We start from the raw sequence: 12,513 nt of genomic DNA on the forward strand, positions 1-12,513 counted from the left end.
AGATTCCAGTTCTTTCATTCTTCATCCAAGTGTATTATTTAGTGTACTCCTGTACGTAAGGAGTGGAGTTTTCTTCTCATTTTCGAATGAACCAGCAAAAAAATGCCTTGAACACGCGAAGCGTTCAAGGCATAGTCCTAAAAGGTTGTTATCTTTTTTTCATGCTCTTGCTTGCAAATTTGCTGCCAGGCTTGCTTCTAAGCTTGCTGCCAGAAGACTTGCTGACTGCTTTGCTCTTCATTTTTGCTCTGGCACTGCTCACGCTGGCCTTGCGGCTAGCGGCAGCCTTGCGGCCTGCAGCGGATTTTTTCTTGAGATTCTTGTTCCGGTAGCTGCTAATCAATGGTTGATCAGGGGCCAGCGGATTCTCAAACTCGTCTCTTACGCTATACACATAAGAATGATGATACACGGGGCAGCAATGGTATTTTCGCACGATCTCAATCGGATGGATGACCTGAACCGGTTGTTTCTTGTAAATATGCTCATACTGAGTTTTCGTAGGAGCCGTAATCACTTGTTCCGGGCAATTTCCATTGTCGCAGTTGCTTGGGCCTGTACCGTAGTTGTAACCGGACACTCGAACACCTCCCCTTTCGTTATACAGCATTATATGTCCGTTCGGGGGAGGGGCTTGTTTATTCGTCTATCTTCGGCAAAATAGGTCATAGACTCGAATTTCACTTTCTCCCTTTTGCCAAATTCAATAAACCCGTGGCTTGCATACAATAAAAAAATACTGCTCCATTGGCGAATTAATTGCCAGTGAAACAGTACTTTCTTTGGCATTCGTAGAAGTTGAATGCAAATATGCTGTTGTTATTACCTGTCAGACAACCAGATGGTGGCTGGCGATAATGGCTTCATCGGAGATGAGACAATTCATCAAATGCGCATGGAGACACGCGGCTTTAGCCGTGTGAGGAATTGCGCTCGGCATAAGGGCTACTATTGTAGCTCGCAAGTCGAAATCTCCATGCTTCCCCCTTCCGTCATGAAATTTAACCATGGATCTCTTGATCCATGCTATACTGAATTCAAGTGAAAAGATAGTTCAAGAGAAAACCGTTAGTTGCTGGATGTCCATCACCAAGTAACCAAGGCACTCGTTGAAACAAACCCTATCTATCCCTATGGCTTTAACAATCACCATACCTGTACCGCAAAGGAATCAAGTACATGGGGTACAGTGCAACATGAGTATACCTCTTGTTGCAGGGGCGAAGTCAGCCGTCCTGATGTTCCAACACGCTAAGGTAGGAGCACCATAAGGTGCGTTTGCACTACTGGTTAGGAATAAGTCTAAAAGGCTTGTGCGAAGCGCAAGCACTGTCTACGACGTAGGCAGAGACAAGCTCGTGACTTGAGTCATGAGTAGTTGACCCCTTCTATGTAAACCCTATCCCACGGACCACCCGCTTGATGAGTCTTAGCAACTAAATCTCTAGCGTCAAAATCCTTGTATCGTAACAGGACGTCAACTATACACTGGGTTGCAACAACCCCATCCTCTGAACCAATTACTCGAACAACAGAAGCTGGCAATGATATCCCCGTTGATACAAGGAATTCATCAACTATAGGCTCTTGGAACAATTTACGTCTTGTTTTCAATAGATACTCTGCGTATGCATTTTACCACATCATGTACACTTAACTCTTTACTGGCAGAGATCTGACTTATAATGACTTCCATATCTTCTGTCACAAAGATGTCTTCAAAGAAAGAGTCCTTTTCAACCACTGAAGACCACTTAACGGAATCGGTGGACAGTTTATGAATACCAAGCGCTGTGTGTCCACAAGCTTCGACTTTTTTCATAAAAGCGCCAATGACTTCCTTATCGAGCTTATCCTCAGAGGCATAGTGCCATCCTATTCTCTGACCTTCAACATAGTCACTTAGTATGGCTACAAAATGAAAAGCCACGTCCTCACCTCAGGATCTTTGTAATATTTTTGGGAATATTTTGTTAAGTTCAAGTACAGATCGCAAAAAAAGGTGGTCTTCTTTATTAGAAGGCCACCTTTTCCAAAATTATAAAAATGAGGGCTTTTTATAAATCGCGTTCCGCGAGAATACAACCAAGCCTTCCTTATCTTTACCATTATCTCCAGGTACCATCACTATTCTTGGTAGATGTGTTGTGCCTTCCGTATCACTCAAAAAAGAGCGAACAATTTGAGTATGGTTTTTATTCTGCGAAGATTTATGATGTTTACTCAAGACCAATCACCTCCATTTGTTCTCAACTGTTCTCCGAATGATTCAAGCTTCTACGGGTTAGTGACAGATTAAAATAATTTCAAAATACATTCAAACCATTAATAAATCACCAGCAATGCACATAATCATGTTGAATTGTGCATTAAGATTGATTTTAATTAATTAAAAACAAAGGATGATTACCATTAAAGTTTCCGCTCCTGCCGCTCCAATAATAAAAGAACTTGCTATGAATCTCCTACAGAAGAAGGGAAGATTTGAAATTCCTGAGCTTAAAGAATACGCCGAAAAATCTGGCTACACTTTTACTCAAGGTCAATTTGCTGGTGCTCTCCGTTCGATGCTGGACAATACGGCTGTTGTGTCAACCGAAAGAGGTGTCTACGAGCTTAACTCTACTACGGATATAATATCCCAAGATCTCAAGAACCAAATTAATCAAGTATTAGATCAAACTCTACATTCCCTCCGTCAACTAGCAAATGTTAATCTGCTTGAAGTTGATGACAGTTTTATGAAAGAAATAAGAACTCTTAGAGAAGTAATAAATGCTATTGAGAGCTTAAAAAAATAAAAAGCTCGTAAGATGTCACAGTTATATGGAAATGAAAAAGACGCCATTTGGCGCCTAATGAAATGAAAACTGTATTGAAGTTGATTAATAAAAAATAAAGCGCCACGCTATCCACGGAAAGAGTGGCCAACCTTTGAAAAAACACTCCCGCTATCACTCGGAAAGAAAGATGTGTTTACAATAAATTATAAAGAAAAGCGTTGCCGTTTGTCAATATTAAAGGAGAAAAAGAATGAATATTTTGACTTAAACATCTTTTTTGATGAAAGTGGAAAAAGGGCTAATCGTCCCAACCTTATGGGTGGCCTCTCAATCCCCTCTCCCCTATATAATTCCGATAAATTTCAAACTTGGTGTCAAAAGCTTAGAGATAACGAAGTAAAATTTCATTGGGTAGGATTTACTGGTGATTTTCGGATAAAAACTAATATCGCAGATGTAATGCAGCTACTATCAAGCCATGGCAGTATGCTAAAATTTAATGTAATAAATTATGATTACTCAATTTTAAGCACAAGCACTAGCTCAAGAAAAGACATTTCCCAGGTTGTATACTCAAAATTTCCTGAACGATTAATTTACGGTTTACTTCGAGGATACGCTAAAAACCTCTCAATTGACGCCAATATTTTCATCGAAGAGGCTACAGAGTATAGAGATATCAAGCTGCACGAGACAATAAAGGAACAATTAAATGTTCAATCCATCTACCGTGGGGAACAATTTAAAATTATAGGAAGTTGTTTATTACCAAAAGGACAGGAGATTGGGTTAGAACTGACAGACTTACTTTTAGGTTTTGTACGTACAATCATATTAAACGAGAATGATACAAAGTCAAAATCGGTAGCAGCCAAAAACACCCTCATTATAGAATTGTTAAAAAATCCTGACTTCTTTTCATTTTTGTCAAATATTCGTTTATTTGAATGGACACGCACAAGGGAGTTAAATGAAACGGACTTTAATAATTACCTCCAAATCTACTTATCCACTCATCACTCTAAATATGTATAAAGAATGGCCCGATCATCATGTACGAGATCGGGCCATTCTTTATACCCATGGAGGCGACCCGGTTCGCCTCCAGCGGGGGATTATGGCGAGTCCGGGAGGGGTTTGATTTTCATAAGGCCTGCAAGCTCGGTTCGTTCCAGAAACGGATACATATCTTCAACCGGGTGGTTCACGGCCAGTTTCGGATGCACTTCTGTATCGGTCTCCAGATTGACCTCCACAAGGTAGGCCCCCTGCGTTTTCAGCGCCTCGCTGGTGATGTGCTGGGCCTCCTCAAACTTGGAAATTCGCTGGGCCGGGATGCCGTAAGCCTCCGACACCTCCACCAAGTCAGGGCAGCCGTAGCCTTCTACCGTCGATTGGCGACGTCCGTCCATATACATATCCTGGAATTGCCGAACCATGCCCAGGTGATGATTATTCATAATGAAGATTTTGATCGGCAGCTGGTTTTGCACAATCGTCTGCAGCTCCTGGATGTTCACTTGAAAGCCGCCATCACCCGCAATAACCACAACTCTGCTGGTTGGCTGGCACATCGCGGCTCCGATGGCCGCCGGAACGGCAAAGCCCATGGCTCCCATGCCGCCGGCGTTTAACAAGCGTTGCCCCGGCTTTAATTGAAAGGACTGACTTGCCCACATCTGATGCTGGCCCACGTCAAGCACAATCAAATCATTCTCCTCACAGCAGGCAGACAGGAGTTGAATGTACAGATTCGGGTCGATGACGCCGGGCTTCGCCGGCTTCACGCCGCTTGGATAACGCAGCATGTAATCCTCAAGCGTCCGCTTCCAGGCCGCATATTTACGCTTCGGGGCCTGCGGTACCCGCTCGTTGATCTGCTGCAGAAATCGTTTAACGTCGGCATGGATGGCCACATCTACGCTGACCTTGGCATTCAGCTCGTCGGCATCGATATCGACGTGAATCTTTTTGGCCTCACGTGCAAAGGTATCCGGCCTCGTTCCCGTCTGACGGGTATCCAGCCTGGAGCCGAGCACGAGCAGCAGGTCACAGTTCGCCACAGCCAGATTGCTGTAACGGTTCCCGTAAGAGCCGATTAACCCTACACTTAAGGGATTCGTGGTCGGCAGCACATCCAGTCCGAGCAGGGAGCTGACGATGGGAATACTGCTCTTGTCTGCGAACTCCTGCAGCTCGGCGGCCGCATTCCCTGCCCGGACCCCTCCGCCAGCGAGAATCAAGGGACGCTTCGCCTCGGCAAGCAGGTCAAGGACCTCCGCTATTTCCGGAATTTCACCAGGGCCCGTATCCCCTTCATATTGGCGATGCTCTTCACTGCCGAAAAAGCTATCCAGCTCATCCGGTTCGATCTCGGCCCGCTGCACATTCATCGGAAGATCCAGCAGCACCGGACCGGGCCGGCCATGCTGAGCGATGTACACCGCCTTTTCCAGCTCGTAGCGGATGTTCTTATCATCAGTCACCAATTTTGCAAACTTCGTAATCGGCTGGGCAATGCTGACTATATCCGTCTCCTGGAAGCCGATTTGTCGGACAGGGCGTTCGAACTTGTATTCATACGTATTCACTTGCCCGGTAATAAACAAACACGGCACGGAGTCGAAATAACAGCTGCCGATCCCGGTCAGCAAATTCAGCGCCCCTGGTCCGCTGGTGGCCATGGCTACCCCAAGCTTTCCGTTGACCCGGCCGTAACCTTCGGCCGCGAAGGCGGCGGCTTGCTCATGATGCATCGATACCGTAGTGATCCCCTTGGCATCAATCGTTGAATCGATCAGATGCACAATCGCCCCGCCTGTCATTTCAAAAATATGCCTGACCCCATGACGGCTGATGAAATCGATGACGTAATCGGATAATTTCATTCCTTCCTATCCCCCTTTCCAGATGCTTTTCCATTAAACCGAAGCCATGTAAGCTTCAATCTGATCCACACAGGTCTGCCGCATCGATTCATGCTGTTGATGGGCCTGGTACCACGCTACTGTGTATTGGAGAGCTGTATGGATATCCCAGCGTGGAGACCAGTGGAGATTTCGTTTCGCCTTGGCGCTGTCCAGCTTCAAATTGAGCGCTTCATGCGGCGCCGATCCACTCTGAATCTGATAAAAATCATCCTTGCCCCACAGCCTGCCAACCCCTCTGACCAGCCACTCCACATTGCGCTCGCTATCTTCGTCCGGGCCGAAGTTCCATCCGCCAACGTAGGTGTTCCCGTGTGTAACCATCGCTTCAATGAGCTGCAGATACCCGCTTAACGGTTCAAGCACATGCTGCCATGGGCGAATGGCTGCGGGATTCCGTACCATTAAGGGGCCGCCTCCGCTTAAGGCACGGATACAATCTGGAATGATACGGTTCTCCGACCAATCCCCGCCCCCGATCACATTGCCGGCTCTGGCCGTGGCTACCACCGGCAGCGGAGCCGGGTGTGTATCCGGGTTGAAATAACTGCTGCGGTAGGCTGCCGTTACCATCTCGGAGCATGCCTTGCTGTTCGAATACGGATCGTAGCCGCCAAGCCGGTCGCTCTCGCGGTAGCCCCACACCCATTCCCGGTTTTCATAACATTTGTCTGTCGTTACATTAAGGAAAGCCTGTAGCTTCCCATTCAGCGCCGAGGTCTGCCGAACGGCATCCAGCACGTTCACCGTTCCCATGACATTCACTTCGAACGTCTCGACTGGATGCTCATATGAATATTGAACCAGAGGCTGGGCCGCCATATGGATGACGATATCCGGCTCAGCCGCAAGCATCGTCTCCAGCAGATGCCCGCGGTTGCGCACATCGCCGATCACGGAGCGGCAAATCCCTTCGACTCCGGCCTCAGTGAATAAATTCGGCTCCGTCTGCGGCTCCAGCGCATATCCCGTGATCTCTGCCCCCAGATGGTGCAGCCACAGAGTGAGCCAGCTGCCTTTAAACCCCGTATGACCTGTAAGCAGAACCTTCTTGCCCTTCCAGAACTCTCCCGATATTGCCATGGCGTTATCCTCCTAAAAGTTTTGTAAGCGTCAACTACTTCGGAAGCATACGCTTAGCCTTTCTTCCAGGGAGCCCGCCCGCTTTTCCACAGCCCCTCCAGATAATTCTTGTCACGGAGGGTGTCCATCGGATGCCAGAAGCCGTTATGCTGGTAAGCCATCAACTGGCCGGAGTTGGCCAGGTTTTCCAGCGGCTCATTCTCCCACAACGTCGCATCGCCTTCAATGTAATCAAACACGGCAGGCTCAAGCACAAAAAAGCCCGCATTAATCCAGCCGCCATCCCCTTGCGGCTTCTCTTTGAATCCTAATACCTCCGAGCTCTCCCCTAAATCAAGCATCCCGAACCGGCCGCTAGGCTGCGTGGCAGATACGGTGGCGAATTTTCCATGGGACCGGTGAAATTCCAGCAGCTTGTCGATGTTAACGTCGCCCACCCCGTCCCCGTAGGTCAGCATAAAAGTGGAATTGTCCACATACTTTTGAATACGCTTGATTCTGCCCCCGGTCATCGTATCCTGGCCCGTATCAACAAGGGTGACCTTCCAGGGCTCCAGATACTGATTATGAACCGTAATCTGTTCAGACGCAGGTTTGCCGTAATCAATCGTGACATCCGAACCGTATAAATCATAATGAGCAAAATATTCCTTAATGACATTGGCCTTATAACCAAGACAAATGATAAATTCGTTCTGTCCGTAGTGCGAAAAAATACGCATAATATGCCACAGCAGCGGTTTATCTCCGATCTCAATCATCGGCTTCGGCTTCAGATGGGTCTCCTCACTGATACGGGTGCCATAACCGCCTGCCAAAATCACAATCTTCATACCGTTTTACCCCCGGCTCTCAAGATCTTGCCAATCGTATCTGCCGCATACTGCAGCATCTCCTCCGTTAACCCCGGATACACCCCGATCCAGAAGGTGTTGTTCATAATGTTGTCTGTATTCGTCAGCTCACCAACCACACGATGTGGGATATCCTTGTAAGCTGGCTGGCGCAGGATATTGCCCGCGAACAGCAGCCGGGTCCCGATGCGGCTCTCTTCCAGCTTCTGTACCAGCTCATTTCTGGTAACCGGCGCCCCTGCGCGCAGTGTAATGGGAAAACCGAACCAGCTCGGATCGCTGTCAGGCGTGGCTTTTGGCAAAATGAGGAACTCCTCAAGCGGCTTCAAGGCTTGCGTGAGGAAGGCAAAATTCTCTTTGCGCTTGTCGATGAAGCCCGGGAGCTTCTGCAGCTGAGCCACCCCGACCGCTGCCTGCATATCCGTCACTTTCAGGTTATATCCGATATGGCTGTACGTATATTTATGATCATAACCTGCGGGAAGATCGCCAAGCTGCCAATCGAAGCGTCTGCCGCAGGTATTGTCTACGCCTGCATTGCACCAGCAATCCCGGCCCCAATCCCGGAAGGACTCAACGATCTTCTTCAGCCTTGGCGAGGAAGTCAGCACCGCACCGCCTTCGCCCATCGTAATATGATGCGCCGGGTAGAAGCTGACGGTGGCCAGATCCCCGTAAGAGCCGACATGCTGACCGTTATAGACCGAGCCCACCGCGTCACAGGTGTCCTCAATTAACCAAAGGTTATGCTTATCCGCGACCCGCTTCACTTCGGCCAGATTAAACGGATTACCGAGCGTATGTGCAATGAAAATGGCCTTGGTCTTCGGGCTAATCGCCTCTTCCAGCAGGGCTGTATTGATGTTGTAGGTTGGAATATCCACATCCAGGAATACCGGGACCGCCCCGTTCTGGAGGATCGGATTAATAGTCGTCGGAAATCCGGCCGCTACGGAGATGACCTCGCTGCCTGGCTCAATTCTCCGTTCCCCGAGACGCGGGGAGGTCAATGCGGAGAAGGCCAGCAGATTGGCGCTTGATCCCGAATTGGTCAGCATGGCATAACGTGTATTCATAAAGGCGGCGAACTCTTTTTCAAAAACTTGAGCATAACGGTATGTGGTCAATACAAAATCCAAGGAAGCATCGACCAGGTTCGACAGCTCGGTAGCGTCAAACACCTTACCGCTGACGGGAATATAATCCACGCCGGGACGGAATTTTTTTTCACGCCATTTCGCTTGATGGTATTCGGCAGTTAATTCCAGTATTTTCGTGCGCAGATCCCTATCGGATACAGACATCTAAGTAATCCTCCCCTATTTGCATCTTTATTTATATGTATATGTGCCCACCTGCCCATGATGTGCCACCAAATTTAGGAGTGCAAGCAGAAGCATAATGGATAACCCCGCGCGAATATGATGTAGCAAAACGGACAGGCAAACAGAAATGACAACCGTCTGGAGGGTGCGCTGTGATTAGAGATATACGGGAACGCTGCATGCTGAACAATGGAGTGAAAATGCCCTGGCTGGGGCTGGGATTGTGGAAGGTCAAGAACCCTGACGAGATTAGCCGCGTCATTCGGGATGCGCTGACGGCCGGGTATCGAAGTGTGGATACTGCTGCGATTTACGGAAATGAAATGCAGGTGGGGGAAGCAGTCAAGCGTTATGGGCTGCCAAGACGGGAGCTGTTCCTAACGACCAAGCTGTGGAACAAAAATGCCACCTACGACGGAACGATTACGGCCTGCGAAGCAAGCCTGCAGCGTCTGGGGACAGACTACATCGACCTTTATTTAATACATTGGCCCATTCAGGGGCAGTACCGGGAAATATGGGAAGCTTTTATCGAATTGCAAAAGCAAGGCAAGGTGAGAGCCATTGGTGTCAGCAATTTTCAGATTCATCATCTGACCGAGCTGATGGCCAATAGCAGCGTAAAACCTGCCGTGAATCAGGTCGAGTTTCACCCGCTCCTGACCCAGGAGCCTCTACTGGCCTTCTGCAAGCAGCATCAGATTCAGATGGAAGCCTGGAGTCCCTTGATGCAGGGAAATTTCCGCTGCATTCCCCTGCTGTCGGATATCGCCTCGGTGTACGGCAAGACGGTGCCACAGATCATCCTGCGCTGGAATTTGCAAAAAGGCGTAATTACGATTCCCAAATCGTCCCGCCCGGAGCGCCTGGTCGAGAATGCGGACATCTTCAATTTCCACCTGTCCCAGGAACATATGCTTGCAATCGACGCCTTGAACCTCAATCAAAGATTCGGTGAAGACCCCAATCAGTTCGCATTCCGGGATTGACGTCCCTAACAGGCCGGAATGAAATAATTCTTGTTTCAAGGTATGCATAGTTCAAAATAAGCCGGAACATAATACAGCTACTACACCCGATCAAGGAGATGGCCCTCATGATGCAATGGATCAAATTCGTGGTTATGGGAATTCTGTTCTGGCTGGTTGCTTTTGTCTTCTTCCGGTTCCTTGGTACATATGTACTGCTTGGTCCGCAAGAATCGTATTTTACGACCTTCCTGCTGCTTATGCTGGTCGTCATATTGTTGCTGTTTGGGGGATTATCCCTTTTTGTCAGGCTGCGGATGTACAGGGCCAAAGGCGCGGCCACGCGTTTCGGACACTGGCTGGCATTCACGGGACTGGTGCTGAACGGTTTTATCGTATGGTACCGAAATGTGGTGTTTCCACCCTTCTCACCCGGGCAGCATGAAGCCTACACGATCTGTATTATTTTCGCTTGTGCGCTGGCTCTGCTGATTCCCTCCATTATGGACCGCCTGATCCGCGCGCCCAAACCTGAGTTTCAATTTTCACGTGATGTGAGTAACCCTTCCGAAACCGACAAGACGTCGAAGACTTCTGCGCAGAACACGGACATTCTGGATGAACAAAAAGGGGTCAACGATATACGGGAAGAGCACAATCCGCCAGATCCTACGCCACCAAAAGGAACCATCCCATGATCGTCCTGGTTCATCGCCATGCGCAGTACACCGGAAGAAGGCCACTGCCTCACTACAAGTGGCCTGATGATTCCGCTATACGCTCACAACATCCGACAGTTCTTTGAAGGTGATTGCCGTATTAACGGACAGTAGACTCGCCAGCGTGTAATATAGGTCCGCGCCTTTTGAATTTCCGGCAGCTGCATACAATAAGCCGAGGTCTTGGCACGTTAAATATGTCCCGAATCCCGCCGTGGTTGGATATCCCTCCTCGGACGGACCGATGTTCAGCGCTTGCCGCAATGAGTCAATGGCTTTGTCGGTTTCCCCCAAAGCATTGAAGGCAATCGCCCTTAGATGATACAAATCCGTGAATCCAGGAAATCGGGCAATACTTTCCATACTGTGCCGAACCATGTCTTGATAACGCCCAAGGCCCGCCAGGGTAATAAGCCTGTATTTGTGCGCACTGGCCAATATCCCCTTTTGGGAATCATCATACGCCATGTTCAAAAATATATTAAAGTGGTGGAGCGCACCCTGCAGATCATTTAGTCTGCACAACTCAATACCCCAGTAATAATAATAATACGGAAAATCCGGATGCTCCGCTATCGCTTGTTGAAGCAGCGTTATATTTCGGCGTACTTTATCCTGAGAGAGCATATTTTTAGCCAGATATCCGTAATGGTGAACATGGATATCAAACTGTCCTAGTTGCAAATCCGACTTGAATTTCAGCATACTAGGCATAATCTGTTCATGTACCCTGCCTTCAAAACGGTATTGCGGACGGTTCCGAACCATTCGATGCAGATAATTGTACTCCATAGCACCTCCTTCAAGGTGCATGCAGAACACAAATTGAATGCCCTCGATCCGCTGCTCATGGATGGCATCCCGGGTCAGCAGCTCCTTGAGTTTGTCGGCTTCGTTCACATCCATCTCTTCATCGGCATCCAGCCAGAGAATCCAGTCTCCTGTCGCTTCCTCAAAGCTCCGGTTGCGGGCGTGCGCAAAGCTGTCCTGCCACTGCATCTGAATGACTTTGGCTCCAAAGGCCTGTGCAATCGCAACCGTATCATCCGTGGATCCGGTATCCACAATAATAATTTCATCCACAATACGCTGAACGCTGCTGAGGCATTTCGGAAGATATTTTTCCTCGTTCCTGACGATCATACATAACGAAATACTCGGCTTATCCATAACCCACCTCTTTACTAAAGTCCGGTGATTCCACGATACAGGACTATGCTATGCGTTTTTTCTCAGTATCTGTCATTCCACTTATCGCATTAAGAAGAAAAAAGCCGGCTTCCTCCCTCCCAAACTGTCAGGAGACGCTGAAGCCGACTGCTGAAATTAGAGTAGCCGATGTAATACCGGTTAAGCCAGCTTAATGACGCTTACAGATGAATTACCAACAGTAGCAGCCTGCCCAATCCTCAATTGTAATGTACTTGTTAAGGTAGTTGAAATAATGGTGCTTCCGTTTAAAGTTACAATCTCTTGATTACTCGTACCAGCAGAGAGGGTTTCCTGTAAAAGGGCACCGTCAAGGAACAAAGCGGCAGATACAGCTGTCGGCCCACTCTCGTTCGTTTTGTAATCCACATAATACGTCTGATTTGGAGCCAGAGTGATATCACCACTTGCATTACCTGTGATGGCCGTTCCGTTCGTCCGCGTAATGGTAAATGGAACGACTGAATTAGCCGGTAAAACATCTATTACGGTGTGAAGTCCAAGAAAATTATTGGCTGTGACAGTCGGGCCAGTTGGGCCAGTCACTCCTGTGAGGCCCGTGACTCCCGTCAAACCAGTCAGACCCGTTACTCCTGTCAAACCAGTCAGACCCGTTACTCCTGTCAAACCAGTCAGACCCGTTAC

General features: G+C 48.3%; 12 protein-coding genes and 1 pseudogene. 4 read left to right on the forward strand and 9 right to left on the reverse strand.

The features are described from left to right. Positions 1-148: 148 nt before the first annotated feature. From ACE5LO_RS22875 to ACE5LO_RS22885, 3 genes are all read right to left on the reverse strand, one after another. Positions 149-580: a hypothetical protein gene (locus tag ACE5LO_RS22875; protein WP_375522275.1), complete on the reverse strand. Its 432-nt coding sequence runs from the start codon at positions 578-580 to the stop codon at positions 149-151. A gap of 1,017 nt (positions 581-1,597) precedes the next feature. Beyond that, a complete protein-coding gene (locus ACE5LO_RS22880; RefSeq protein ID WP_375522276.1) occupies positions 1,598-1,930 on the reverse strand; it encodes a hypothetical protein in 333 nt (110 codons plus the stop codon). 108 nt (positions 1,931-2,038) lie between these two features. Continuing rightward, positions 2,039-2,227, reverse strand: coding sequence for a hypothetical protein (locus ACE5LO_RS22885; protein WP_375522277.1), 189 nt, complete (start codon positions 2,225-2,227; stop codon positions 2,039-2,041). Between the two features lie 175 nt (positions 2,228-2,402). On the opposite strand from ACE5LO_RS22885, the gene ACE5LO_RS22890 reads away from it, so the two are divergent. Both ACE5LO_RS22890 and ACE5LO_RS22895 read left to right on the forward strand, forming a co-directional pair. Beyond that, positions 2,403-2,801 carry a hypothetical protein gene (locus ACE5LO_RS22890; protein WP_375522278.1) on the forward strand — a complete coding sequence of 133 codons (399 nt, stop codon included), beginning with the start codon at positions 2,403-2,405 and terminating at the stop codon, positions 2,799-2,801. 171 nt (positions 2,802-2,972) lie between these two features. Next, positions 2,973-3,818, forward strand: coding sequence for a hypothetical protein (locus ACE5LO_RS22895; RefSeq protein ID WP_375522279.1), 846 nt, complete (start codon positions 2,973-2,975; stop codon positions 3,816-3,818). An 80-nt stretch (positions 3,819-3,898) separates the two neighbouring features. Here the strand turns inward: ACE5LO_RS22895 and ACE5LO_RS22900 are convergent, their stop codons facing one another. Genes ACE5LO_RS22900 through rfbH form a run of 4 tightly spaced genes read right to left on the reverse strand, consistent with a single transcriptional unit; the run spans position 3,899 to position 8,951 of the window. Continuing rightward, a complete protein-coding gene (locus ACE5LO_RS22900; RefSeq protein ID WP_375522280.1) occupies positions 3,899-5,671 on the reverse strand; it encodes a thiamine pyrophosphate-binding protein in 1,773 nt (590 codons plus the stop codon). A gap of 33 nt (positions 5,672-5,704) precedes the next feature. Beyond that, the gene (gene rfbG, locus ACE5LO_RS22905) at positions 5,705-6,793 is read right to left on the reverse strand and encodes a CDP-glucose 4,6-dehydratase (protein WP_375522281.1); all 1,089 of its coding nucleotides are present in this window, start codon (positions 6,791-6,793) and stop codon (positions 5,705-5,707) included. 53 nt (positions 6,794-6,846) lie between these two features. Beyond that, positions 6,847-7,626: a glucose-1-phosphate cytidylyltransferase gene (rfbF, locus tag ACE5LO_RS22910; protein WP_375522282.1), complete on the reverse strand. Its 780-nt coding sequence runs from the start codon at positions 7,624-7,626 to the stop codon at positions 6,847-6,849. Continuing rightward, positions 7,623-8,951, reverse strand: coding sequence for a lipopolysaccharide biosynthesis protein RfbH (gene rfbH / locus ACE5LO_RS22915; RefSeq protein WP_375522283.1), 1,329 nt, complete (start codon positions 8,949-8,951; stop codon positions 7,623-7,625). The genes rfbF and rfbH overlap by 4 nt, the downstream gene beginning before the upstream one ends. Positions 8,952-9,151: 200 nt before the next feature. Between rfbH and ACE5LO_RS22920 the strand changes: the two genes are divergently transcribed. Beyond that, the gene (locus tag ACE5LO_RS22920; RefSeq protein WP_375522288.1) at positions 9,152-9,961 is read left to right on the forward strand and encodes an aldo/keto reductase; all 810 of its coding nucleotides are present in this window, start codon (positions 9,152-9,154) and stop codon (positions 9,959-9,961) included. Between the two features lie 107 nt (positions 9,962-10,068). Next, positions 10,069-10,638 (forward strand): hypothetical protein, encoded by a 570-nt coding sequence (locus ACE5LO_RS22925; protein WP_375522284.1) that lies wholly within the window; start codon positions 10,069-10,071, stop codon positions 10,636-10,638. 75 nt (positions 10,639-10,713) lie between these two features. On the opposite strand, the gene ACE5LO_RS22930 is transcribed toward ACE5LO_RS22925, so the two are convergent. Together ACE5LO_RS22930 and ACE5LO_RS22935 are read right to left on the reverse strand one after the other, a co-directional pair. Beyond that, the gene (locus tag ACE5LO_RS22930; protein WP_375522285.1) at positions 10,714-11,829 is read right to left on the reverse strand and encodes a glycosyltransferase; all 1,116 of its coding nucleotides are present in this window, start codon (positions 11,827-11,829) and stop codon (positions 10,714-10,716) included. Positions 11,830-12,009: 180 nt separating this feature from the next. Next, positions 12,010-12,513 (reverse strand): annotated as a pseudogene (locus tag ACE5LO_RS22935) (collagen-like repeat preface domain-containing protein); the annotation flags it as partial.

The sequence above is a fragment of the Paenibacillus medicaginis genome (assembly GCF_042138635.1).
Taxonomy (GTDB): Bacteria; Bacillota; Bacilli; order Paenibacillales; family Paenibacillaceae; genus Paenibacillus; species Paenibacillus medicaginis.